The following is a 21,175-nucleotide window of genomic DNA, read 5'->3' as shown; positions in this document are numbered from 1 at the left end:
TTCTCCCTTATTTTTTCTGGAGCAGATAATTGTTGATGGTTTCAAGACGGCGGCTCACCGCCCCGAACTGCTCATTCAAGCCCGCGAGTTGTGCTTCGGTATGGCTTAATTTGCTGATGAGTTCAGTGATTTGCAGTTGCGTTGGCAAACTGGAGAGCTGCTCTTCAAGCCTCGCCAGTCGCGTTCGCTGCTCCTGCAGCTCTTGATTACTTGCGGCCTGACGCCCTGTTAACCAGGTATAAATCCCGATCACCGCCATAATGACCCACTGCAATGTCCCTAAGCTAAAGTTAAGCTCTTCGAGGTTCATTGGGTTCATTGAGTACCCCCAGCATAATTAATTACTTCTACAAACCTACCGGCACATAGCCCGTAGAGGTCGTACATCAGTTTGAGTGTTATCACGATGGCATCCATGCTGCTATCCGCCGGTTTTACTGGCTGCGGGCAAGGAACGATCATTGCTGCCGGAAAGACCAATGGCTGCGGCGGTAGCCGATCTTTCACGTGCGGCGTTAAGCTGCCGCATGATGTCATCGTCAAGCACACAATTGCCGCGAGCAGCAGCTGTCTTTTTGAGGGCATTGATAAAATCCTCGGTGCTTTTTTCGTTTGCTTTATTGAATGCATTCATCTGTGCCGAGAGCAGTTGGCTTATTTTGTTAGCCTGCTGCGTTAACTGCTTTGCGTCCTCAGTAACCGAATTCAGTGCGGTGACTGCAGACTGCGTTTTACCATCAGCACATTCCAAACTTGCCTCATAGTTGCCATGTATTTTTCCCAGGCAATAGGCAGCAGCCAGGGCAAAGATATAAACAACGATTGGCCCCCATTTGTTAGTCGGCATTACACACCCCCAGACCCCATCCAGCATCAACATAAAGAGGCTGCCAGCGCTTGATGATGCGTTGCGGGTAGCCCCGGTTCTCTCGCCAGTTAGCCGCGCTTCGCCCAGCGTTGACGGTTTCGACATGCCCCCAATAGCGGGACTGATCCAGCCCCTTGGTTGTAGCCAGCTTGCGATCACGTTGTACCCAGCCTAATCCGCCGTTATAGGCGGACAGCACAAAGGCCCAGCGGTCACAGTCACTGTCTGTGCCTTTGATGCGTTCCCAATGCCACAGGTTGTAACTGACCAACGCTCGCATTGCCCAGGAAGGGTTGTAGGGCTGATTGGTACCAAGTGAGTCGGGATAGATACTGGCTATCCAGTCCGATGTGGCAGGCATGAATTGCGCCAGGCCCATCGCTCCTACGGGGGAACGGGCAGATTTTTTCCAACTGGACTCCTGATGGATTTGCGCGGCGAACGTGGCTATGGGCGCATCCAGCCCCCAGATAGCGCGAGCATTGCGGGTCAGTTCGCGCTGATACTGCTGAGCCTCCAGTGGGATGCCTGCGGCTTTAGCCTGGGAAAAGAACCCGCCGCACCATAGCAGCCAAGCTATGAGCAATACGTGGATCAACTGCGTCCAGAAACTGTATTTTTCGATACGGGGTTGGCCGTGCTTAACCAGCAATATACCCAAGCCCAACACGGTGATAACTATCCAGGTGATTTGCGGCCAATGCATGGTCAGAGCCCCATTGTTACGCCAATGACCACCGCCAGTACGATGATGGCGCGGCGGAGCAGAACGGCGGCGAAGATCAACTTGTAACCATCCACAACGGGGTATTCGGCATCCTGCTCACCCATGATTGGGGGCGTGGTCTTCCAATCCTTGCTGAGATAACTGCCTGGGCTGGCATAGGGGAACAGGCCGCGATCAAGGTGATAACCCAGTACAACGGCAATCGAGACCAGGGCCAGCTTGTAAACCGTGACACCGATCTGTGCCGGTGACAGGAACGCGATCAGCACCAGCAACAGGATGGCGGCAATGAGCCAACTTAACAGGCGATGGCGGCGGAAATTACGGTATTTATTCAAGAACGACATGGTGACTTCCTTACGTTGAAATGAAAAAGGTCAACTGAGGAAATCATTGTGGGGGTGTGCGGCCAACGCCGTAATCTATCGTCGGATAGATGATTTAGAGGGGGGGAGTCGATAAAACGGTATGGCTAACTAGCATGCGACAGCAGTCCTGCTGGCGTCAACTACTAAGAAAGAGCGACCCACCCAGTGCGTCAACACAGGGCAGGCCGTCACCACAGAAGCAACCTGTGAGACCAAGGCTCAGTCCGTCTCGCGAGACAGATCCAGCCTACTGCATTTTCATCATATGAAAAAGGCTTACAGTTCATGAAATCGACACCGATCATACCCTGGATAGGTGGTAAACGCCGGTTGGCTAAAAATCTCCTCCCGCAATTCCCTGAGCACACCTGTTACGTTGAGCCGTTCTGCGGTGCTGCGGCCTTATATTTCCTGAAGGTTCCCAGCAAGGTTGAGGTGATTAACGACATCAACGGCGAATTGGTGAACCTGTATCGGGTTATCCAGCACCATCTTGAAGCGTTCATCCAGCAGTTCAAATGGGCGCTAGTCAGCAGGCAGATGTTTGAATGGTTGCAGATCACGCCAGAGGTGACATTGACCGACATTCAGCGGGCGGCGAGGTTCTACTACCTGCAGAAGCAGGCGTTCGGCGGCAAGCTAGAGGGACAGACCTTTGGCACGGCAACGACATCACCGCCACGGTTCAACCTGCTACGTATCGAAGAGGACTTATCTCAGGCCCATATGCGCCTAGCCAGGACGTTCATTGAGCATATGGACTGGGCAAAGTGTATTGAGAAATATGACCGCCCCCACACGCTTATCTACTGCGACCCACCGTACTGGCAAACTGAGGGCTACGGGGTCGAGTTTGGGTTTGAGAACTACTCACGTATGGCCGAACTGGCAAGATCGATAGAGGGAAAAATGCTGATCTCAGTGAACGATATCCCCGAGATGCGTCACGTTTTTGCCGGGCTATCGATGGACACCGTAGATGTTCACTACACATTGCGGGGAGCCGGAAGAGATTCCGTCAGGCAGCGAGAGCTTGTGATCAGAAATTGGTAAGGAAGACCGACATTGGCCACAGCTAGGTGGCCAATGCTTGAGATTTTACTCAGGTTTTGATGGTGAGGCTGTTGCCGCAGTTGGTGTTGACGTACAATTACGTTTAGTCCGAAGGACCTGCAATTGTGCCAGCCTGGTGTTAGCACTTTTAATGGCATTGTCTTTTTCCATAACGTTGCCAATACCAAAGTCACCCAGGAACGAAAGGACTGAACGCCCATCAAACTGACTTTCTTTATCAACATGTGCTAGGAATCCATGCACCTTTGCTTCTTCCAGCTCAATTTCTCTGCACGTCATTGTATCTTGTTCGTACTGAGTAATTTCACCCTGCCGACCATAATTTTTAGTAGAACAACCTGATAAAACAATCAGAGAAAAAACAATAAATAAAAAACTCTTCATCCTTACCCCTTTCATATTGCCGAAACACTAACAACACATGGTATCGTTTTTATGCTCAATAGAGATAGTCTTGACGCCACCGCAAATGAGCCGTCTAGTTCAATCTACCAGTTAACACCAGAAAAAACAGGAGGGTGAACCTCATCAACACAACGTTTGTTCCAATAGATCTTATCAAATACGGACTCTGGCTTTGAGGTTTTGTTCGATTCGACAGTGGCATCCTTTGATAGCTGACTGGTTCCCTCCATCTTTGCAATGATAACGCTGTAACTTTTTGACTTTTCACTTTCCGCAAAAAGCACAACAAAACGCGTAGCGCCAGCATATGCACCAAATGCATTTTTTCCATTTACATAGCCGCATACCGCAACATTTTTCAGCGTGCCATCTGAGTCTGTAGTGCCTTGCTCTTCACGAACAATATAGACGCCAGAAAATTTCGCTGTGTCTGGATCTTTCAGTTGCTCAGCAATTAGCTTTTGGGCATCTCTTATCATTTTTTCATCGACGGTATCGCAAGCAGTTAGGCCGAGTATCACCAAAGTTGCGGTGAGTAATCTTAATAATCCGTTCATAGCCATCCTTATATTGTAAGTTATTTTACAATGAAAACTGTTCCCAATGAGAACAAATTAGCCCGCATTTTTATTTCGCTCGAGCTCTATGGATAACGCCTCAACCTTCTTCTTCATTTCAATAAATTGCCGTTTTTCCTCAGCGCTTCGTAACAGGTCTCTTCTTGCCTCTGGGTCAAGCTGATTAATCATTTCTAGCAAGGCTAAATCGCTTTGGCTGTAGTTACTTTCAGTTGATGGAGGTGTTGAGGATGGCTCAACGATCGTCTGCCCACGTCCAGTCAGCAACCAATCGATTGATAGCCCCCTTTCCTCGGCAAAGTTTATGCAAAAAGAATAAGGCACAGAGTTTCGCTTACGCCAACTGGCTAAAGTCTGCCTGTTGATTCCTAACATTCTCGCCAGGTCACTATCATTCTCCGTATTCAGGAGCCCCGCCAAGCGCGAAAGTACGGCATCTACACTTTTGTTATTCATTTTGAATAAATCTCACTTGCTTTATTTGTTCCGAATAAGTACGCTTATGCATAATGTTTACATGATAACCCGATGGGAACAACTAGATTATGAACAAAAGACAGATCCAGGCCCGTCTGATTGAGCGGGGAAGCAATTTCCGTCAGTTCGCACTGAGCGCAGGTTACGAACCACGTACGGTAACCCAGGCGGTAACACGCTGGGCAGGAAGAAGCGAGCTGCCTCGCGGCAGATTGACATACAAAATTTTGCGCGAGCTATCAGTGCTTATTGGGCGAGAAGTTACCCCAGGCATCCTCAGTAACGTGGAGTAAGCGATGACTAAAAAACCCGGCACCTCATCATCAGCATCGAGAACCTTGAAAGTGCTAATAGCGCTGAAGGGTCACACCATGACCGGCCTATCTAACGGTGAACTCGCCAAAGCGCTGAACGTCTCTCCAGCCAATATCAGTCGCGACTTGGCCACATTGGTAGCTGAGGGGCTAGCCATACAACTTGATAACGGTCGATACGCACATAGCGTACAGATGCTGCAGATCGCCACGGCTCATGCCGAACATATCGCCCGCATGCAATCGCGGATGGATGAAATCACACAGCGCATTACCGCTGGCTCTCGCTAAAGGACAAGACACATGGCACGTAAACCAACTCCAGCTGCTGAATTATTGCCGGACACTCCTCTTAATCCAGACCTGACAGACACTCAGAACATCATGGCGACGGTTCAAAGTGAATTTAATGACGAGCGGGATCTGCTGAACCAATTGTTGGGCCAGGCCCAGATGGCTGGCGCTTCTGAGGATTTTTTCCGCACGGTGCGGACTTCAAAATTAGCTTTTGTTAAGGAAAACAAGCTATACCGCCAACTTAAAGGTTCTAAAAATCCGCACGGTGCGGAGTTTCTCTCAGGAACATGGGAGGAGTTCTGCAGCATTCTGGGGCGTTCTGTTGACCAAGTTGATCGAGATATCACCAACCTTCGCACCTTTGGTGAAGAAGCTCTCGATTCTATGTCCCGTATGGGTATCGGCTACCGCGAGTTACGCCAGTACCGCCGGTTGCCGGAAGACCAGAAAAACGCCCTGATCGAAGTGGCCAAAGAAGGTGACAAGAATGCCTTGCTGGAGCTGGCCGAAGAGATGATCGCCAAGCACACCAGAGAGAAGGAAAACCTGGCTACTGACCTAGAGATCAGCCGTCAAACCCTGGCCGAAAGCAAAGAGAAATTGAACAAGGTTCAGGATGAAAAATCCGATCTAGAAGAAAAGCTCCTCCGCCGCGTCAAGCGTGAAACCCCTGAGACAGTTGGCGCAGAGCTGACCCAGGAGGTCAATATCCTGCAGCATGCCGTGTTGGCTGACCTCACCAATCTGGAAAACGGCTTTACCGCCCTTGTAGACCATACCGAAAGCTCCGGCATCGCCCACGCCGGTTTTATGACCGGCATGTTGGATGACATCGAAAATCAGATCACAGCACTGCGCCAGCAGTTCAACCTGCCTGAACACAAGCCGTTTGATCCACGCCCTGACTGGGTGAAGAACAGCCTGGAGAGTGAGGGGGCTGACAATGCCTAGCACTAGCAGCACCATCGTTGATAGCGTGGAATCGCTCAGCGCAGCCTTGCTATGGCATGTACCCGACATGCGACAAGGTTTCACCATCTGCACCTATCACGGTGAGATCACTATCCTGGCTGGAGATGCCCAGCCTTTTGCTGCAGCTCTGGAAAGCCTGCTGCTGCAGAAAATCAATCAAATCCAGAAGGGGCAAGCGTCATGAATTCCAACAATAAAGTTGACCAGTTGCTACAGGAATCAACTTGCGCCAACGGCAAGCGCCTTCTGTCACAGGATGAAGCGGTGAGTTTAGCTGCGGTTGTCATCACACCAAAGCGCACCCCGGCAGAACAGGCGAAGCGTGATCAATTTCTGGCGGCGGTAAAAGAGGCCAAGAACTGGAGCACCATGCTCACTTTTTACACCGAGCATGAAAATTGGTCTGAGGTTGAATTTCTGCTGGGGTTGTCTGACCGCGTTTGCGAAAAGCTGCAGGAAGCCTTCGCGCACACCAACCAGATAAACGGACATTAACCATGAGCCCAGCCCTTATCCAACGTTTAGTCGCCCTTGCAGACGCTGTCAGCGCGGCAGGTCATGGGGGCAAAGAAGCTATCTATCAGTCTGCCTGTAAGGAGTTGCAGATGTCCCGTTCAACGCTGCTGAAAAAGCTGAAGTCTGTACAACCTGCGACATCACGCAAGCGGCGTTCTGATGCTGGTAAAACGGCACTGACCCGCGACGACGCCCTGGTGATATCTGGCACCTGGCTGGAATCTCGCCGTAACAACGACAAGCGGCTGTATAGCCTGGAGAACGTGGTCAACCACCTGCGCACCAACGGCATGATCACCGCTGGTCGCGTTGATGAAGATACTGGCGAGTTCTTGCCATTGTCGATCGACGCTATAAGCAAAGCCCTGACAGGGTATCGCCTGCACTACGACCAGTTACAGAACCCGGCACCAGCACTGGAGTTGGCCAGCCTGCACCCTAACCATGTTTGGCAGGTCGATGCCTCGCTGTGTGTGCTGTATTACCTGAAGAACCCGGACAAGAAAACCAAGGGCGACTCCGGCTTGCGCGTTATGGGCCGTGATGAATTCTACAAGAACAAGCCGAAAAACCTGGAACGCATCGTCAATGACCGTGTGTGGTCGTTTGAGTTGATTGACCATACCACCCACTGGATCTACGTCGAATACCACTTTGGTGGTGAAAGCGCCGAGAACTTTTTAACGGTGATGATCAACGCCATGCAAGAGCGAGGCGGTGCCGATGTTCTGCACGGTGTACCGGCCATCCTGTATACCGACCCCGGCTCGGCGCTGGTCTCTGCCAGTCTGCTCAATATGTGCCAGTCGCTGGGTATTCAGTGCCTTCAGCACAAGGCCCGCAATGCCCGCGCTACCGGCGCAGTAGAAAAGGCGCGTGACATTATCGAGTGTGATTTTGAAGCGGGCTTGCGGTTCGTCCGAGTCGATAACATTGATCAACTCAACAGCTTCGCCCGCTTGTGGCGCATGAACTACAACCGCACCAAGGTTCACAGCCGCTATGGCATGACCCGTACCGATGCCTGGCTAAAAATCACCGCCGATCAACTGGTGAAAGCACCCTCCGTTGAGGTTTGTCGGGAACTGGCCATTAGCGCTCCGAAAGAATGCAAGGTTTCTGCTCTGTTACGTGTCAATTTCCGGGCCAAATCTTTCTGTGTCAAAGATATCCCAGGTGCCTGTGTTGGCGACCTGATAAAGGTGAGCCGCAACCCTTGGCACGATGATGAGGCGCGTGTGGTCATGATTGGCGAGGATGGTTTTGCGACCTATTACCCCATTTATGCCATTGCCAAAGACGACTGGGGCTATTCCGTTACCGCATCCGTTATTGGCCAGCAGTATGGCCAAATACCGGACACCGACGCCCAGCGCAACCGCGCAGAGGTTGAGCAGCTTGTTTACGGTACCAACAACCAGGAAGAAACCGACGCGGCCCGCAAGGCTAAAGCGCTGCCGTTCGGTGGCAGGTTCAACCCGTATATGGAAATGGAACAGGTCGAACACCCTGAATACTTGCCAAAACGTGGCCAGGAATCTCAGGTACGTGCTCCACGCATGGAAGAACGCCCACTGACGCATGTTGAAGCCGCCAAGCAGCTGCGTGACCGATTTACTGACCAGGGGCTTGAGTGGCACAAACATTATTACAGCCAGATCGTTGAACGGTTCCCTGACGGTGTTCCTTTTGAGGAACTGGATACGCTGGCCAGCGACCTGCAAGCAAAGCAACAGCGCGGTGGTTTTCGCGTCGTCAACGGGCAATAAGGGGGGATCATGCTGGTACTCAAAAGTTTAATGCAGGCCCACGGTATCGAGCAGAGCGCCATCGCGGCAGTCGCGCGGGTGTCTCAGCCAACGATATCTCAACTGGTTAATCACGCTGTCTGGCCTAAGCGCCGCACAGCGGAAATCCGCCAGTCTATCAGTGATTTTTTAGCAGGACGCGGCATAGATGCAGTGGCCGCTTTTGAAGAGGTACAGGCAGCAGACACTGCCTGTACCGAAAACATCTCACAAACCGCACACGCCCCAGCGGTACAGGAAGGAGACGACAATATGTTAATGGCAAAGCAGGTATTACATCCAGCGACACGCAAACATTTTAATTTGTTCCGCGACCCGTTCGCCGACGAAGCCCTCCAGGGTGCGGATGATGTATTCATGACCCCCGACACTCGCTATGTTCGCGAAGCGCTGTACCAGACTGCCCGGCACGGCGGGTTCCTGGCTGTAGTCGGTGAGTCTGGCGCGGGGAAGTCCACGTTGCGCCGCGACTTGATTGAGCGCATCAACAGTGAGCATGCGCCGGTGATCGTGATCGAGCCGTACATCATTGCGATGGAAGACAACGACAGCAAGGGTAAGACGCTTAAGGCGACCAGCATCGCTGAGGCCATCATAAATACCATTGCCCCGCTGGAGAACGTCAAGCGCAGCCAGGAAGCCCGCTATCGTCAGTTGCACCGGGTACTGAAAGACAGCAGTAATGCTGGTTACAGTCACGTTCTGATCATCGAAGAGGCCCACTCGCTACCGCTGCCAACGTTGAAACACCTCAAGCGGTTCTTTGAGCTGGAGAATGGTTTTAAAAAGCTGCTCAGTATCGTCCTGGTGGGCCAACCAGAACTAGCCATGAAGCTGTCAGAACGTAATCAGGAAGTGCGTGAAGTCGTCCAACGCTGCGAGGTCGTTAATCTGCTGCCACTGGACACGCATCTTGAGGCGTTCCTGAAGTTCAAATTTGAGCGTATCAACAAGCCGATCACGGACATTTTCGATGCCAGGGCTATCGATGCTATCCGGGCCAGGCTCAGCAATAACGTTGGGGGGCGCAAGGGGGTGGTTAGCCTTTTGTACCCGCTGGCCGTCAGCAATTTATCTATTGCGGCGATGAACCTGGCCGCTGAAATTGGCGCACCAATGGTCGACGCTAACGTTATTAAGGGGCTGTAGATGAAATACATCATGTTGCGCGTAGATAAGCCGATGGCCAGGGAAATACCGATTATTTTCCCTGATAACCTGGTACATGCGGATGTCGCCAATGCGATGCGGATGCTGGTTGCTTATCCTGGTATGGCGAACGCAACTGTAGTTTCTGCGGGATATTGCAACCTAAACCTTTCCGTCGAGTGTCATGGTAAGTCTACAACACTGAATGTCAGCTCTCGCGAGACTGACGACAATATTGTTATTAATACCTATGACTATACTCACGGCCTTTTATTTATGGATTAATGGAGGCATTTCGCTATGAACATGAGTCAAAACCTCACGGTCAATATTAATAGCATGTCAATTCAGATGGCGTTAGGTAGTGCAAGTCATGCTCTAACGTCAGTCACCGCCATCGGGTTTACAGTTATCAGGATTGATATTGTTCAGCACAGCCGCCCAACGTTGGTTGTCCAGGCTGATAGTAATACTGAGCAGTTGGTTAAAGGTGGCAAGGCTGTGCTGTATTGCCACGGCTCAGACGATAACGGCCCCTTTAAAAAATATCAGTGCCAAATGGGCAATTGTCGGATTGTTTGGGAGGAGCGCTGATGACTGGAAAAGTGACGGTAAGCATCAGCGCTAATCAGCATATCCATTTAGATAAAACCGTCGAGATGGATAAGGCAGATTTTGAAAAATATCAGCGTATCTGTGCAGAAGGTATCGACCTGGATAGTCTCATTGGTGAAATAGCCTGTAAATATGGTCTTGGCGTTCAAGATTGCTGTTATGAAAATGACCCAGAAGACATCACGTTCGAGTTAGTACCACAAACCAAGTAACTCTTTATTAGAAGGTAAGCAAAATGGCTAAAGGTAAAAAGCGGCTTAAAGCTGCGGCGGCTCTGTACGTCGCTCAATCGAAAACTGAGGTTATTGATGGTATTAAAACCCTCGGTGATTTACAGCGTCAGTTAACCCGTACTGAAACGGAAATGAATGATCAAATTGCGGCGGTCACGCAATATCACTCGCCCGAAATGGAGAGGCTGAAGGCTGAAATCGCCAGTTTCCAAACCGGCATTCAGACCTGGTGCGAAGCCAACCGCAAGGAACTGACACAGGACGGCAAAACAAAGACCGTAAACCTGACAACGGGTGAGATTGTTTGGCGCAACCGGCCACCGAGCTGCACCATTAAAGGTGTTGAGTCGGTAATGGAAGCGTTGAAGAAATTAAAACTCATCCGTTTTATTCGCTCCAAAGAGGAAATTAATAAGGAGGCGATATTAAACGAGCAGGACGCTGTTAAAAACATTCCAGGCATTACGATTAATCGTGACCTGGAAGATTTCGCCATCGTTCCCTTTGAACAGGATGCCAGCGAATGAGCCTTTCATGTAAAAGCTGTAAAAAAGAAGTCAACGAGCTTGACTTAGAACAGGCAAATATCATGCAAGGCCATGATGGTGTCTGGTGTGTTGATTTAATCCTGAAATGTCCGCATTGCGGGCAATCCTATAACACATTTGTACCTACTGGTGACCTGGAAGCTCTCTAACCGCAAGCGTAAATAAACATGGCGTAAATCAGTTTTGGCTGGCTTACGCCAATTTCCAGTCAATAGCATTGGGAATTTCCCATGAAAATCTTAAACAGGAATGTATCAGTCGGCGTAGCCATATTCTTTTACTCCAGCTTAGCTTTAATGGTTCTGTCTTCTTATTTACTTTTTAAGGTGATATATGAATAACGAAAAGTATCTTGCCAAAATTAAAAAGCTGTTGAATTTAGCCAGGCGCAGCACTAATCAGAATGAAGCGGCTAATGCCATTAGCCAGGCTCAAAACCTGATGCGGGCGCATAACCTGACTGAAACCGATGTCGATTTAATGGATATCGATGAATTCAGCAGCAAGGGTGCGCCATCTAATGCGGTGAAAGTCCCTGGTTATGCCACCTTCTTGGCTAGCATGATTTGTGACGCGTTTGGCGTACGCTGTTATCACTCCTATAACGTTTCACGCCGAGTGGTTGTTTTCTATGGCCCAAACGAACGCCCACAAATAGCTGCATATGGTTTCGATGTGCTTTCTCGGCAGCTAATTAAAGCCAGGAATGAGTTTAGTGCCTCTCAGCGTAAAAGTATTAAACGCAGCACCAAGATCAACCGCGCTGACCAGTTCTGCGAAGGTTGGGTGCTGGGTGCGCGGCAGGTTATTGAAAATTTCATTGTCAGCGAACCTGAAACAACGTTGATGACAGCCTATTACAACCGGCTAAAGAGTGAGTTTGGGCATAAAACCCTTGATCCCAGAACTGCCAAAAAATGCAGAGGGGATGATATTGCCAAATCGGCTGGGTACCAGGCTGGCCAGGAAGCAAAGTTGCATCATGCTGTTAAGAGTTCTCAACAAGAATATGCACGGATCGGGAGGTCATAAGCAATGGTAATTAAATACGACCCGCTAACATTTAAAGAAAAGCTAGCACTTCGCAGAGCTGCTGAAGATGCCATTCTTGCAATGAATCCCCATTGGGGAGAGTTTCGTAAGGTAGCTACCGGGCCAGCCATTATTTCAATTCTGGGTGAACTAGAGGACAAATCTGAAGAATTGCAAAAGACAAAAATGGCGTTGTCAGATGCCGGTTGTTTGCTTGTTGAATGGAAAGAGCGCACCGAGGTAGCGGAGCAACTTTCTCAACAATTGCAACTAACTATCGATTCAATTCAAAACCCAATAGCTCATGGCCAGGAACGTATTGCAGAACTGGAGGAATTAGCTACAGATTTAGCAGCAAAATTCCAAAAAGCTCAGGACTCGCTGAAGTATGCATTGCTTATGCTCAGTGAGATCAAAATGTGTAACACAGAACCTGGTCAGAGCCCCGCCATCGCTGCTGTTGTTGATGAACGCTTACGGCAAGTTAACGCTAAAGGCTGGACTCCAGAACACGACGACGAGCATGTTAACGACGAAATAGCCGCGTTTGCTGCACTTTACGCCATGCCTGAAGCCTGTCGAGATTGGCCAGCGAAAGAAACAGGCTACGGCGAAAATTGGGCGGAAGCTATCTGCCCGAACAACTGGGCTGCAAAATTTGGCGACCGCCGTCGTGAACTGGTTAAAGCCGGTGCGCTAATCCTTGCCGAAATTGAACGTTTAGACCGTGTAAGCAATGAAAAAGGTGAAAATCATGAGTAAGGTCACTTTTGTTGTCGACTTTCCCGATGGGCATACCCCTGCAGTTAGTGCTGGCATGAATATTTTAGGTGGCCGTTTGTGTTCAGTTGCTTGGTCAGATGCTACAGCCGCCACAGCTATCGAATGGAACATTAATGATATTGAACCACCAATGCTCACTCGATTGCTCGTTACCACTATTGACGGGTATGTCGATGTTGATACCTGCTCATCTATTGGCGGCTGGTATCACAATGAAGAGGATGTGATTGCCTGGTCACACTTACCAGAACCCTATACTGCCCCTGATGGCGGGGAGGACTCATGAACCGGGCCAAAACCATCCAGTTGATACATATCGCCCGAAACAAACTGGATGTATCCGATGATGCCTACCGCGTGATGCTGCAGAACCTGACCGGCAAAGACTCATGCAGCAAGATGGATGATAGGCAACTGGCTAACGTTCTCGCCCACCTGCGTGGTCGCGGGTTCAAGATTTCAGGCAAGCCTCGCGAAATGCCTATGGCTGATTTCCCAATGGGCCGCAAAATCTGGGTGTTGTGGCAGGATTTGGCTAAGGCTGGACTGGTGAGGGATAAGTCGCAAAAAGCCCTTGATGCCTGGCTGCTGCGGGAGACTGGTGTGGCTCAGTTGGTATGGCTGCAACAAGAGCCAGAACAGGCCCACCAGGCTATTGAGAAGCTCAAGCAGTGGCTGGGCCGTAAGTAAGACGAGGTGTTTATGAAAACCGTAACTGTAATGGAAGAGAAGCGCCACACGTTGCTTACCGACATATCTGAGAGCGTTACCGGGCTTGGACTAGAGTTCGGCATGACATCAGAGGCTGCAGAGCAGCTTGGCGTTGCAGTAGCTGATCTCATCTGTGAAAAGTATGGTGGCCAAAACTTTGTCTTTCCCAAAGACCATTTCTTCAAGTTGGCGAAACGTGACTGGCAGATCCACGCTGAATCTAATGGCCGTAACACTGGATATTTAAGTCAGAAGTATGGTCTTACCGAGGCGGTGATACGTCGAATTCTGAAGCGTGTGCAGAAGAGCCTGGTTAAGAGGGTGCAGCCTGATCTGGATATGTTCGGCGAAGAGGAGTAAATTCGTGGGCGGGAGCTTGAAATTTTCCGCCCCGTTTTTTGTTTCACATACTGGAAATGTTTTACAGAACTTGTCCCACTATATCCTCTAAAGACTCACTATATCCCCTAATTATCTCGCTCACCCAGTATCATTTATCTCACTCCCTATCAGTCTGTCCGCTAAAGGATGATCCTTTCTCATCAACAACAAGACCGGGGCAGGCCACGAAGCCGCTACCTCAACGCCCCGCTCTGGGTGCAAACTAAACTGCAGTACCATGTCACACTCGCCATTGCGTACCAACCGCGCCAACGTTTTAGTGTCTGCCACCGTCAGCACGAAGCTGACAGCCGGGTATTCTGCACGAAAACGCGCCATCAGTTGTGGCATCAGCATAAAGGCCACACCATTACTACAGGCCACGCGTAGCGCAGTACGCCGTTCGGCTTTCAACCCTTTGATTTCTGCCACCGCCTGCTCAATATTCAACAGGCTTTTACGAATATGGTTTTCAAAAATCTGCCCGGCCTCGGTCAGCACCATCCCCCGCGCGTGGCGTTCGAACAATGGCGTGCCAACCTGTACTTCCAGGCGCTGGATCTGCCTGCTGATCGCCGATACCGCCACAAACAGCTGTTCACTGGCCGCACTGAGTGAACCACAGTTGGCGACTACCAGAAAAAAGCGAACCTCGCTACTCAACATGCCGTCCCTCTCCATGGTGCAAAGCTTGCCAACGAGCAAACGACCGTTGCCTTTAAAGCAAAGCTTGTTTGTTAAATGGATAATTGTGGCAAACCCCGATTTTAGCTTAGATAACAAACACAACAAGTAAAACAACACAACGCAAACACAACGGGGAAATAATCATGACGGGTGAACAGGCCGTCGCTTTGGCGACAGCGTATTTTGACAGTGGTGAATTCCGCCGCCTATTGGCGCGGCGCATCGCGCTGGCCACCGAAAGCCAGCGGCATGACGACGATGCCGGCATTTTGCTCTATCTCGAACAGGAAATCATGCCGCCGTTACGGGCACTGGGTTTTGAGTTGCAACTGTTCGATAACCCGGAAGCGGTCAACCGCCCGTTTCTGATCGCCGTACGCATTGAAGATCCTTCATTACCCACCCTGCTGAGCTATGGCCACGGCGATGTGGTTTTCGGCGACGACGAAAACTGGCGCGCAGGCCTTTCGCCTTGGGAATTGAGTGAAGAAGGCGACCGTTGGTACGGCCGTGGCAGCGCAGATAACAAAGGGCAACACAGTATTAACCTGGCGGCGCTGGAGCAGGTTTTCCATGCACGTGGGGGTAAACTAGGGTTCAACAGCAAGCTGATTTTTGAAATGGGCGAAGAGATCAGTTCCCCTGGGCTAGCGGCCATTTGCCAGCAGCAACGCGAATTGCTGCAAGCCGATCTGTTTATCGCCTCCGATGGCCCACGGCTGAACGCCACACAGCCCACGTTGTTCCTTGGTTCACGCGGCTGCATCAATTTCCGCCTCAGCATCCACGCCAGGGATAACGCCTATCACTCTGGCAACTGGGGTGGATTACTCAGCAATCCCGGAACACAACTGGCTAATGCCATCGCCTCTCTGGTTAATCAACACGGTCAGTTACAGGTTGCAGCGCTGAAACCCGCCCCTCTGGATGACAACCTACGCGCCATTTTGCGCGATCTCAGCGTTGGCAGCCAAGCTGGCGATCCCGCGATCGACGAGAACTGGGGTGAAGCTGGCCTGACCCCAAGCGAGCGCCTGTATGGTTGGAACACGCTTGAAGTGCTGGCCTATCAAACGGGCAACCCGGCTCGGCCAATGAACGCAATTCCCGGCAGCGCTACGGCGGTATGCCAACTGCGCTTCGTGGTCGGGACCGACTGGCAAAATCTGGTCAACCATGTCCAGCAGCATCTGCAATTACACGGCTTTGGCTATGTGGAGGTGGAATGGCTGCACGGCTCACCGGCCACCAGGCTCAATCCACAAGATCCACTCGTTCCCTGGGCACTTGAGATCCTGCAACAAACCAGCGGCAAAAAACCCGCATTACTCCCCAACCTGGGCGGATCGCTGCCTAATGATGTGTTTGCCGATACGTTGGGACTGCCCACGCTGTGGATCCCCCACTCCTATCCGGCCTGTGGTCAACACGGGGTTAATGAGCATATGTTGAAATCCATCGCTCGTGAAGGATTGCAGATCATGACTCGCCTGTTCTGGGAGTTGGGCGAAAATGGCAGCACGATCCTGGCACAACGCCGGGCAGGAGAGTCCTCATGAGCGCGATAGCCCAACAGGATAGCGTAGCGGCCAAGCCCAATTTGTATAAAACGCTGTTTGCCACCTGCATCGGCAACGCGTTGGAATGGTTCGATATCGCGGTTTATGGCTTTTTCGCCAGCTATATCGCCCACGCCTTTTTCCCTACGGAGGATCCGGCCGTTTCATTGTTGCTGACTTTCGGCAGCTTTGGTGTCTCATTCCTGATCCGCCCACTGGGTGCTGTGGTGCTCGGAGCCTACGCCGATCGGGTTGGCCGCAAGAAGGCACTTTTGATGTCCATCAGCCTGATGCTGCTTGGCGGTGCGATCATCACCTTTATGCCTTCTTATGCCACCATTGGGCTGGCGGCTCCGCTGATGATCCTGATTGCCCGACTGATTCAGGGTTTTTCCGCCGGTGGGGAGTTTGGCAGTTCAACCGCCTTTCTGGTAGAACACTTCCCTGAGCGCAAGGCGTTTATCGCCAGTTGGCAGTTTGCCACGCAAGGCGCCAGTACGCTGATGGCTTCCGCCTTCGGGTTAGGTATGACCCACTGGCTGACAGAAAGCCAAATCCAGGACTGGGGCTGGCGTATTCCCTTTGCTTTTGGGTTACTGATCGGCCCGGTGGGGCTCTATATCCGCCGCCATGTACATGAGCCAGCCAGCTTCGTACAGCAGCAGAAACCCGAAGCACCGTTAAAGATGCTGGTCGGTAATCAAAAAAATCTGCTGTTGTTGGCCATCGGACTGATGGTGATTTCCACCGCCATCAACTACATGCTGAATTATGTACCCACCTATGCCACCAAAAACCTGAATCTGTCCGGTTCCGCCGCCTTTAGTGCGACCCTGTTAGCCGGCGTGATTTTAACGGTAGTCACTCCGATAATGGGATTATGGGCGGAAAAAGTCGGCCGCCTGCCGTTAATGTGGGGATCGCTGATCCTGCTGCTGCTGACTATTTACCCGGCATTCCTGCTGGTGGTGAACCATACTTCGCCAATGATGCTGATGTTGATGGTTGGCTGGCTGGCCTTGCTGAAGTCCATCTACTTCTCGACGGTGCCTTCGGTGATGGCCGATTTGTTCCCGATGGCAACACGGGCCAGCGGGATGGCGATCAGCTACAACGTGGCGGTGACGGTATTTGGTGGCTTTGCGCCGCTGATCTGCACCCTGCTGATCACCGCAACCGGGACCAGCCTGGCACCAAGCTATTATCTGATGATGATGGCACTGCTGAGCGGCTGGGCACTGTTAGGTAGCAGAAAGCATTTGCGTTCGGCTCCACTTTAAACTCTCTATGAGGCCATCAAATGATGGCCTCTCATTTAGCGCCAGCAATGAGGGAGTGGTCTGGCTGCCCACTAGCACAGTTGGTGTTCCATTATCGGATAAAGGGAGATGTGCCTCAAAAAATAAGCATATTCCCATGTCACCCTGGTTTTTTCCTAACAAAAAAACATGCCAAACGAACCACTATCTATAGGCATTAATGCTGAAAATTTTGGTTTAATCCTCTAGGAAAAGCAGGCTTAAAATTAGACTTTTCCTAAGTAATTTCCCCCAATCCATCTTGTGCAATTTAATTGATATCAGTATTATGCGTTGATAAATTTCACGGCTAAAAACAGTGGGCGTTAATTAAAAAATTAAACCGCTCAGTTTCCCCTAGGTTGTAACCCGCTAACAAAAGGAAATTGTTTTATGAAAAACATCGTTAAATGGTGTGCTGCTCTTGCCGTCATAGCCACTCTGACCGGTTGTGTGCGTACTGCCCCAATACAACAAATCAACAGCACGGTCAGCACTGGTCATACCGAAGCGCAAGTCAGAACTGCAATCCTGAAAGCAGGTGTACAACGTGAATGGGTTATGACACAGGCTGGCCCTGGTGTCATTAATGGCCGCCTCCAGGCTCGCGATCATGTTGCTGAAATCCGCATCACCTATTCCGCAACGAATTATTCCATCGACTACGCCAGTAGCCTCAACCTGCTAGCCTCGGGTGGGAAAATTCATAAAAGCTACAACCGCTGGATACACAACCTAGATAAAGATATCCAGTTAAATTTGTCGGCTGGTGCCGCGCTGTAATTTCCAATATTGATTAGATTAGCGCCGGATACAAGCTGGCGTCACTATTTTGTATCCGGTTAAAGAGGCTGTACAACAAATGTATCAACAGGACACTCTCAGTGCACTTGATGCTATCACTGAGGCGCAACGGATTGCCTTTGCTCCAATGCTGTTTCAAACCGCCCTTTGTCTGCGCAATACGGGTGTATTAGCTTATCTGGATGAACAAGGAAAACACGGCGCCCTCCTTGAGGACATCGCTGCCAATAGCAACGTTAATGAATATGCCGTTAGTGTGCTGTTGGATATGGGGTTAAGTGGCCGTATTGTGACTCATCAAAACGGCTATTACTTCATTGCCAAAGTGGGGCACTTCCTACTCCACGATGCCATGACCCGTGTGAATATGGATTTCACTCAAGATGTTTGTTATCAGGGGCTGTTTTCTTTAGAACATGCGCTTAAGGAAGAGAAACCCGCTGGTTTAAAAGTGTTTGGTGAATGGCCGACCATCTACCCTGCCTTATCGCAATTGCCCAAGGCTGCACGTGAAAGCTGGTTTGCTTTTGATCACTACTATTCAGATGCCGCATTTAATGCCGCACTACCCCATATATTTAACAATAAACCAACAACGCTTTATGATGTGGGCGGCAATACTGGAAAATGGGCGCTACGTTGTTGCCAGTACGATGATAACGTCAGCATTACCTTACTGGATCTGCCGCAGCAAATTAGCCTGGCGCGTGAGAATGTCGAAAAAGCCGGGTTATCTCATCGCATAGATTTCCATGCGGTAGATATGCTAAGCGATGCACCATTGCCCAGTGGCGCAGATATCTGGTGGATGAGCCAATTTCTTGACTGTTTTTCACCGGAACAAATTATTACTATTCTGAAAAAAATCAAACAGGTGATGAAGCCTGACGCTCAGCTATGCATTATGGAGTTGTTCTGGGATGCACAAAAATTTGAAGCGGCTTCGTTCAGCCTCAACGCCTCCTCACTCTATTTTACCTGCATGGCTAACGGCAACAGTCGCTTTTACAGCGCCGGTAAGTTTTACAGTTTCCTCGAAACGGCAGGTTTCCGAGTAGAAAAACGTCTCGATAACCTCGGTATTGGACATACCTTGTTAGTATGCCGAAAGCAATAATGATAGGGCAGCGCTCATGCTACCTTGGAGATGACACAGTCCAAACCGAGTAACCGCGGAAGCACGTTGATGAATTTTGCATTGAACATCGTTGATTGGCAGGCTATGGCCCCCGGACTAAACGACGCATCGCAGTGGCGTCAATGGTCGCAGGAGCCCTATGGGATCATACCCTCAGCGCCGCAATCGAAGCTGACCGAACTTCCCATGATGACAGCACGCCGCCTGAGTTCAGGCAGCAGGCTGGCCGTGGAATGCGGTTTAGCCATGCTACGTCGTCAACCGGTGGATGCGGTCCTTTATACCAGTCGTCACGGTGAGTTGGAGCGTAATTACCGAATTTTGCAGGCCATAGCCACCCAGCAAGCGGTTTCCCCAACTGATTTCACCATGTCGGTACATAACTCAGCCGTGGGTCACTTGACCATCACGGCACAAAATCCTCTGGTATCATCTTCACTTTCTGCTGGCCTAGATACCTTTCAGCAAGCGTTATGTGAGGTCGTGTGCTTACTCCAAGCGGGTTACCAGAGAGTATTAATGGTCGATTTTGATGGCTTGCTGCCCGAGTTTTACCACACCTACCTGCCAGAGCAGATGCCGACCTGGGCCTATGCGGTGGCGCTGGTGTTTGAACGCGGGAATACGTTACGGTGTGAGAGCAAGCCAGAAGGTACAGGGGAAGAGCCCCTGCTACCGCAAAGTTTACAGTTTTTACAACACTACCTGGCCGAAGAGCCAACGTTCACCATCGCGGGTGAAAGACTGAAGTGGTACTGGAGCCGTACATGAGCGGCCTATTCGCACGTTTAAACTGGGCTTGGCGTCTGATGATGACCGGCTTTTGCTTTGTGCTGTTTGGCGTCGGTGGCCTGCTGCTATCGCTTGTCTGGTTTAATCTGCTGCTGGTACTCCAGCGCGATATTGCCAAGCGCCGCCGGGTAGCCCGGCGCAGCATTGCCGCCAGTTTCCGGCTGTTCTTATCGATAGCAAAAACGTTGGGTGTGTTGGATTATCGCATCAAGGGGATTGATATATTACGCCAGGAGCGCGGTTGTTTGGTGGTCGCTAACCATCCGACACTGATTGATTACGTGCTTTTGGCATCCGTGATGCCCGAGACAGACTGCCTGGTAAAAAGCGCTCTGCTACATAACCCCTTTGTGAGCGGAGTGATCCGGGCTGCGGATTATCTGGTCAATAGCCAGGCGGACACGCTGCTTCCAGCCTGTCAGCAACGCCTGGCACAGGGCGACACCATACTTATTTTTCCAGAGGGAACACGCACACGCCCTGGTGAAAATATGACACTGCAGCGCGGTGCCGCCAATATTGCCGTACGATGCCGCCGTGACGTGCGCATAGCAGTGATCCATTGTAGCGAGCATCTGCTTGATAAACAGAGCAGATGGTATGACGTTCCGCCCAGGAAACCCCTGTTCCAGGTAGAAGTGCGTGAGCGGGTACAGATAGAACATTTTTTTGATGCAGAATCGCAACAGCCAGCATTAGCCGCAAGGCAGCTAAACCGGCATCTTTTGCATCAGTTATCACCAGGCCTTATACCTTTGTCAGGAATTAATGATGCAAGCGCTCCACCTTGAAATTAAAAATCTCATAATAAATACACTGAATTTGGATGAACTGTCTGCGGACGATATCGACACCAATGCGGCGCTGTTTGGTGAAGGACTGGGGCTGGACTCCATCGATGCTTTAGAGTTAGGGCTGATGGTTAAAAACCAGTATGGTGTCGCGCTTTCCGCCGAAAATGAAGAGATGCGTCAACATTTCTATTCAGTGGCAACACTGGCATCCTTTATCCAAGCTCAACGTGCCTGAGAAGAGCCCGCT

At 50.7% G+C, this 21,175-nt stretch carries 30 protein-coding genes and 1 pseudogene; 23 read left to right on the top strand and 8 right to left on the bottom strand.

Features of this window, described 5'->3' with window-relative positions; genetic code table 11:
- Nucleotides 1–7: 7 nt before the first annotated feature.
- The 4 genes from A6U95_RS01505 to A6U95_RS01490 all read right to left on the bottom strand — a co-directional run bounded on the left by A6U95_RS01505 (nt 8) and on the right by A6U95_RS01490 (nt 1,942).
- Nucleotides 8–319, bottom strand: a complete 312-nt coding sequence (locus A6U95_RS01505) for a DUF2730 family protein (protein ID WP_237657467.1) — start codon at nt 317–319, stop codon at nt 8–10.
- A 102-nt stretch (nt 320–421) separates the two neighbouring features.
- Nucleotides 422–847: a hypothetical protein gene (locus A6U95_RS01500; protein ID WP_065683179.1), complete on the bottom strand. Its 426-nt coding sequence runs from the start codon at nt 845–847 to the stop codon at nt 422–424.
- On the bottom strand, nt 837–1,574 hold the full coding sequence (locus tag A6U95_RS01495) for a transglycosylase SLT domain-containing protein (protein ID WP_065683178.1): 738 nt from the start codon (nt 1,572–1,574) through the stop codon (nt 837–839). The genes A6U95_RS01500 and A6U95_RS01495 overlap by 11 nt, the downstream gene beginning before the upstream one ends.
- Nucleotides 1,575–1,576: 2 nt before the next feature.
- Entirely contained in the window at nt 1,577–1,942 is a 366-nt protein-coding gene (locus tag A6U95_RS01490) for a putative holin (RefSeq protein ID WP_065683177.1), read from the bottom strand.
- Between the two features lie 306 nt (nt 1,943–2,248).
- On the opposite strand from A6U95_RS01490, the gene A6U95_RS01485 reads away from it, so the two are divergent.
- The gene (locus A6U95_RS01485) at nt 2,249–3,016 is read left to right on the top strand and encodes a DNA adenine methylase (protein WP_065683176.1); all 768 of its coding nucleotides are present in this window, start codon (nt 2,249–2,251) and stop codon (nt 3,014–3,016) included.
- Between the two features lie 45 nt (nt 3,017–3,061).
- On the opposite strand, the gene A6U95_RS01480 is transcribed toward A6U95_RS01485, so the two are convergent.
- The 3 genes from A6U95_RS01480 to A6U95_RS01470 all read right to left on the bottom strand — a co-directional run bounded on the left by A6U95_RS01480 (nt 3,062) and on the right by A6U95_RS01470 (nt 4,476).
- On the bottom strand, nt 3,062–3,421 hold the full coding sequence (locus A6U95_RS01480; protein WP_083196285.1) for a hypothetical protein: 360 nt from the start codon (nt 3,419–3,421) through the stop codon (nt 3,062–3,064).
- 104 nt (nt 3,422–3,525) lie between these two features.
- Complete coding sequence (locus A6U95_RS01475; protein ID WP_065683174.1) at nt 3,526–3,999, bottom strand: hypothetical protein; 474 nt, start codon at nt 3,997–3,999, stop codon at nt 3,526–3,528.
- Nucleotides 4,000–4,056: 57 nt separating this feature from the next.
- Nucleotides 4,057–4,476, bottom strand: coding sequence for a helix-turn-helix domain-containing protein (locus A6U95_RS01470; protein ID WP_065683173.1), 420 nt, complete (start codon nt 4,474–4,476; stop codon nt 4,057–4,059).
- A 317-nt stretch (nt 4,477–4,793) separates the two neighbouring features.
- On the opposite strand from A6U95_RS01470, the gene A6U95_RS01465 reads away from it, so the two are divergent.
- From A6U95_RS01465 to A6U95_RS01395, 15 genes are all read left to right on the top strand, one after another.
- Nucleotides 4,794–5,102, top strand: a complete 309-nt coding sequence (locus tag A6U95_RS01465) for an HTH domain-containing protein (protein ID WP_065683172.1) — start codon at nt 4,794–4,796, stop codon at nt 5,100–5,102.
- 12 nt (nt 5,103–5,114) lie between these two features.
- Nucleotides 5,115–6,059, top strand: a complete 945-nt coding sequence (locus A6U95_RS01460; protein WP_065683171.1) for a hypothetical protein — start codon at nt 5,115–5,117, stop codon at nt 6,057–6,059.
- On the top strand, nt 6,052–6,264 hold the full coding sequence (locus A6U95_RS01455) for a hypothetical protein (RefSeq protein WP_065683170.1): 213 nt from the start codon (nt 6,052–6,054) through the stop codon (nt 6,262–6,264). Before A6U95_RS01460 ends, A6U95_RS01455 begins: the two co-directional genes overlap by 8 nt.
- Nucleotides 6,261–6,575, top strand: a complete 315-nt coding sequence (locus A6U95_RS01450) for a hypothetical protein (protein WP_065683169.1) — start codon at nt 6,261–6,263, stop codon at nt 6,573–6,575. The genes A6U95_RS01455 and A6U95_RS01450 overlap by 4 nt, the downstream gene beginning before the upstream one ends.
- Nucleotides 6,576–6,577: 2 nt before the next feature.
- Nucleotides 6,578–8,365 (top strand): DDE-type integrase/transposase/recombinase, encoded by a 1,788-nt coding sequence (locus tag A6U95_RS01445; RefSeq protein ID WP_065683168.1) that lies wholly within the window; start codon nt 6,578–6,580, stop codon nt 8,363–8,365.
- A 9-nt stretch (nt 8,366–8,374) separates the two neighbouring features.
- A complete protein-coding gene (locus A6U95_RS01440) occupies nt 8,375–9,553 on the top strand; it encodes an AAA family ATPase (RefSeq protein ID WP_065683167.1) in 1,179 nt (392 codons plus the stop codon).
- Nucleotides 9,554–9,838 (top strand): hypothetical protein, encoded by a 285-nt coding sequence (locus A6U95_RS01435; protein ID WP_065683166.1) that lies wholly within the window; start codon nt 9,554–9,556, stop codon nt 9,836–9,838.
- A 15-nt stretch (nt 9,839–9,853) separates the two neighbouring features.
- Nucleotides 9,854–10,147, top strand: a complete 294-nt coding sequence (locus A6U95_RS01430; RefSeq protein ID WP_065683165.1) for a hypothetical protein — start codon at nt 9,854–9,856, stop codon at nt 10,145–10,147.
- Nucleotides 10,147–10,380, top strand: a complete 234-nt coding sequence (locus A6U95_RS01425) for a hypothetical protein (protein ID WP_065683164.1) — start codon at nt 10,147–10,149, stop codon at nt 10,378–10,380. Before A6U95_RS01430 ends, A6U95_RS01425 begins: the two co-directional genes overlap by 1 nt.
- Before the next feature lie 23 nt (nt 10,381–10,403).
- A complete protein-coding gene (locus tag A6U95_RS01420; RefSeq protein ID WP_065683163.1) occupies nt 10,404–10,928 on the top strand; it encodes a host-nuclease inhibitor Gam family protein in 525 nt (174 codons plus the stop codon).
- A gap of 354 nt (nt 10,929–11,282) precedes the next feature.
- Nucleotides 11,283–11,981 (top strand): DUF2786 domain-containing protein, encoded by a 699-nt coding sequence (locus A6U95_RS01415; RefSeq protein WP_065683162.1) that lies wholly within the window; start codon nt 11,283–11,285, stop codon nt 11,979–11,981.
- A gap of 3 nt (nt 11,982–11,984) precedes the next feature.
- Nucleotides 11,985–12,743, top strand: coding sequence for a hypothetical protein (locus tag A6U95_RS31370; protein ID WP_065683161.1), 759 nt, complete (start codon nt 11,985–11,987; stop codon nt 12,741–12,743).
- Complete coding sequence (locus tag A6U95_RS01405; RefSeq protein WP_065683160.1) at nt 12,736–13,050, top strand: hypothetical protein; 315 nt, start codon at nt 12,736–12,738, stop codon at nt 13,048–13,050. The genes A6U95_RS31370 and A6U95_RS01405 overlap by 8 nt, the downstream gene beginning before the upstream one ends.
- The gene (locus tag A6U95_RS01400; RefSeq protein WP_065683159.1) at nt 13,047–13,454 is read left to right on the top strand and encodes a regulatory protein GemA; all 408 of its coding nucleotides are present in this window, start codon (nt 13,047–13,049) and stop codon (nt 13,452–13,454) included. Before A6U95_RS01405 ends, A6U95_RS01400 begins: the two co-directional genes overlap by 4 nt.
- A 12-nt stretch (nt 13,455–13,466) precedes the next feature.
- Nucleotides 13,467–13,835 carry a Mor transcription activator family protein gene (locus A6U95_RS01395; protein WP_065683158.1) on the top strand — a complete coding sequence of 123 codons (369 nt, stop codon included), beginning with the start codon at nt 13,467–13,469 and terminating at the stop codon, nt 13,833–13,835.
- A 153-nt stretch (nt 13,836–13,988) separates the two neighbouring features.
- On the opposite strand, the pseudogene A6U95_RS01390 reads toward A6U95_RS01395, so the two are convergent.
- Nucleotides 13,989–14,522, bottom strand: a pseudogene (locus A6U95_RS01390) (LysR family transcriptional regulator); the annotation flags it as partial.
- Between the two features lie 164 nt (nt 14,523–14,686).
- On the opposite strand from A6U95_RS01390, the gene A6U95_RS01385 reads away from it, so the two are divergent.
- The 7 genes from A6U95_RS01385 to A6U95_RS01355 all read left to right on the top strand — a co-directional run bounded on the left by A6U95_RS01385 (nt 14,687) and on the right by A6U95_RS01355 (nt 21,163).
- A complete protein-coding gene (locus tag A6U95_RS01385; RefSeq protein WP_065683157.1) occupies nt 14,687–16,102 on the top strand; it encodes a M20 family metallopeptidase in 1,416 nt (471 codons plus the stop codon).
- Nucleotides 16,099–17,382: an MFS transporter gene (locus A6U95_RS01380; RefSeq protein WP_065683156.1), complete on the top strand. Its 1,284-nt coding sequence runs from the start codon at nt 16,099–16,101 to the stop codon at nt 17,380–17,382. The genes A6U95_RS01385 and A6U95_RS01380 overlap by 4 nt, the downstream gene beginning before the upstream one ends.
- A 411-nt stretch (nt 17,383–17,793) precedes the next feature.
- Nucleotides 17,794–18,183: a hypothetical protein gene (locus A6U95_RS01375; protein WP_065683155.1), complete on the top strand. Its 390-nt coding sequence runs from the start codon at nt 17,794–17,796 to the stop codon at nt 18,181–18,183.
- A gap of 79 nt (nt 18,184–18,262) precedes the next feature.
- Entirely contained in the window at nt 18,263–19,321 is a 1,059-nt protein-coding gene (locus A6U95_RS01370) for a methyltransferase (protein WP_065683154.1), read from the top strand.
- A 69-nt stretch (nt 19,322–19,390) separates the two neighbouring features.
- A complete protein-coding gene (locus tag A6U95_RS01365; RefSeq protein WP_065683153.1) occupies nt 19,391–20,113 on the top strand; it encodes a beta-ketoacyl synthase chain length factor in 723 nt (240 codons plus the stop codon).
- Nucleotides 20,110–20,925, top strand: coding sequence for a lysophospholipid acyltransferase family protein (locus A6U95_RS01360; RefSeq protein ID WP_065683152.1), 816 nt, complete (start codon nt 20,110–20,112; stop codon nt 20,923–20,925). The genes A6U95_RS01365 and A6U95_RS01360 overlap by 4 nt, the downstream gene beginning before the upstream one ends.
- On the top strand, nt 20,906–21,163 hold the full coding sequence (locus A6U95_RS01355) for a phosphopantetheine-binding protein (protein WP_059201237.1): 258 nt from the start codon (nt 20,906–20,908) through the stop codon (nt 21,161–21,163). Before A6U95_RS01360 ends, A6U95_RS01355 begins: the two co-directional genes overlap by 20 nt.
- Nucleotides 21,164–21,175: the final 12 nt, after the last annotated feature.

The organism is Serratia sp. 14-2641 (assembly GCF_001692375.1).
Lineage (GTDB): Bacteria > Pseudomonadota > Gammaproteobacteria > Enterobacterales > Enterobacteriaceae > Chania > Chania fonticola_C.
The sequence above is the reverse complement of the archived record's forward strand: the minus strand, read 5'-3'. Positions and strand labels throughout refer to the sequence as shown.

Excerpts from the sequence above, each read along its gene's own strand:
- A6U95_RS01455 (WP_065683170.1), top strand. The coding sequence starts at position 6,052 with ATGCCTAGCACTAGCAGCACCATCGTTGATAGCGTGGAATCGCTCAGC.
- A6U95_RS01370 (WP_065683154.1), top strand. The coding sequence starts at position 18,263 with ATGTATCAACAGGACACTCTCAGTGCACTTGATGCTATCACTGAGGCG.
- A6U95_RS01405 (WP_065683160.1), top strand. The coding sequence starts at position 12,736 with ATGAGTAAGGTCACTTTTGTTGTCGACTTTCCCGATGGGCATACCCCT.
- A6U95_RS01425 (WP_065683164.1), top strand. The coding sequence starts at position 10,147 with ATGACTGGAAAAGTGACGGTAAGCATCAGCGCTAATCAGCATATCCAT.
- A6U95_RS01495 (WP_065683178.1), bottom strand. The coding sequence starts at position 1,574 with ATGCATTGGCCGCAAATCACCTGGATAGTTATCACCGTGTTGGGCTTG.
- A6U95_RS01400 (WP_065683159.1), top strand. The coding sequence starts at position 13,047 with ATGAACCGGGCCAAAACCATCCAGTTGATACATATCGCCCGAAACAAA.
- A6U95_RS01485 (WP_065683176.1), top strand. The coding sequence starts at position 2,249 with ATGAAATCGACACCGATCATACCCTGGATAGGTGGTAAACGCCGGTTG.
- A6U95_RS01440 (WP_065683167.1), top strand. The coding sequence starts at position 8,375 with ATGCTGGTACTCAAAAGTTTAATGCAGGCCCACGGTATCGAGCAGAGC.
- A6U95_RS01505 (WP_237657467.1), bottom strand. The coding sequence starts at position 319 with ATGAACCCAATGAACCTCGAAGAGCTTAACTTTAGCTTAGGGACATTG.
- A6U95_RS01460 (WP_065683171.1), top strand. The coding sequence starts at position 5,115 with ATGGCACGTAAACCAACTCCAGCTGCTGAATTATTGCCGGACACTCCT.
- A6U95_RS01395 (WP_065683158.1), top strand. The coding sequence starts at position 13,467 with ATGAAAACCGTAACTGTAATGGAAGAGAAGCGCCACACGTTGCTTACC.
- A6U95_RS01355 (WP_059201237.1), top strand. The coding sequence starts at position 20,906 with ATGCAAGCGCTCCACCTTGAAATTAAAAATCTCATAATAAATACACTG.
- A6U95_RS01415 (WP_065683162.1), top strand. The coding sequence starts at position 11,283 with ATGAATAACGAAAAGTATCTTGCCAAAATTAAAAAGCTGTTGAATTTA.
- A6U95_RS31370 (WP_065683161.1), top strand. The coding sequence starts at position 11,985 with ATGGTAATTAAATACGACCCGCTAACATTTAAAGAAAAGCTAGCACTT.
- A6U95_RS01475 (WP_065683174.1), bottom strand. The coding sequence starts at position 3,999 with ATGAACGGATTATTAAGATTACTCACCGCAACTTTGGTGATACTCGGC.
- A6U95_RS01450 (WP_065683169.1), top strand. The coding sequence starts at position 6,261 with ATGAATTCCAACAATAAAGTTGACCAGTTGCTACAGGAATCAACTTGC.
- A6U95_RS01365 (WP_065683153.1), top strand. The coding sequence starts at position 19,391 with ATGAATTTTGCATTGAACATCGTTGATTGGCAGGCTATGGCCCCCGGA.
- A6U95_RS01490 (WP_065683177.1), bottom strand. The coding sequence starts at position 1,942 with ATGTCGTTCTTGAATAAATACCGTAATTTCCGCCGCCATCGCCTGTTA.
- A6U95_RS01385 (WP_065683157.1), top strand. The coding sequence starts at position 14,687 with ATGACGGGTGAACAGGCCGTCGCTTTGGCGACAGCGTATTTTGACAGT.
- A6U95_RS01430 (WP_065683165.1), top strand. The coding sequence starts at position 9,854 with ATGAACATGAGTCAAAACCTCACGGTCAATATTAATAGCATGTCAATT.
- A6U95_RS01375 (WP_065683155.1), top strand. The coding sequence starts at position 17,794 with ATGAAAAACATCGTTAAATGGTGTGCTGCTCTTGCCGTCATAGCCACT.
- A6U95_RS01435 (WP_065683166.1), top strand. The coding sequence starts at position 9,554 with ATGAAATACATCATGTTGCGCGTAGATAAGCCGATGGCCAGGGAAATA.
- A6U95_RS01445 (WP_065683168.1), top strand. The coding sequence starts at position 6,578 with ATGAGCCCAGCCCTTATCCAACGTTTAGTCGCCCTTGCAGACGCTGTC.
- A6U95_RS01360 (WP_065683152.1), top strand. The coding sequence starts at position 20,110 with ATGAGCGGCCTATTCGCACGTTTAAACTGGGCTTGGCGTCTGATGATG.
- A6U95_RS01465 (WP_065683172.1), top strand. The coding sequence starts at position 4,794 with ATGACTAAAAAACCCGGCACCTCATCATCAGCATCGAGAACCTTGAAA.
- A6U95_RS01420 (WP_065683163.1), top strand. The coding sequence starts at position 10,404 with ATGGCTAAAGGTAAAAAGCGGCTTAAAGCTGCGGCGGCTCTGTACGTC.
- A6U95_RS01470 (WP_065683173.1), bottom strand. The coding sequence starts at position 4,476 with ATGAATAACAAAAGTGTAGATGCCGTACTTTCGCGCTTGGCGGGGCTC.
- A6U95_RS01500 (WP_065683179.1), bottom strand. The coding sequence starts at position 847 with ATGCCGACTAACAAATGGGGGCCAATCGTTGTTTATATCTTTGCCCTG.
- A6U95_RS01380 (WP_065683156.1), top strand. The coding sequence starts at position 16,099 with ATGAGCGCGATAGCCCAACAGGATAGCGTAGCGGCCAAGCCCAATTTG.
- A6U95_RS01480 (WP_083196285.1), bottom strand. The coding sequence starts at position 3,421 with ATGAAGAGTTTTTTATTTATTGTTTTTTCTCTGATTGTTTTATCAGGT.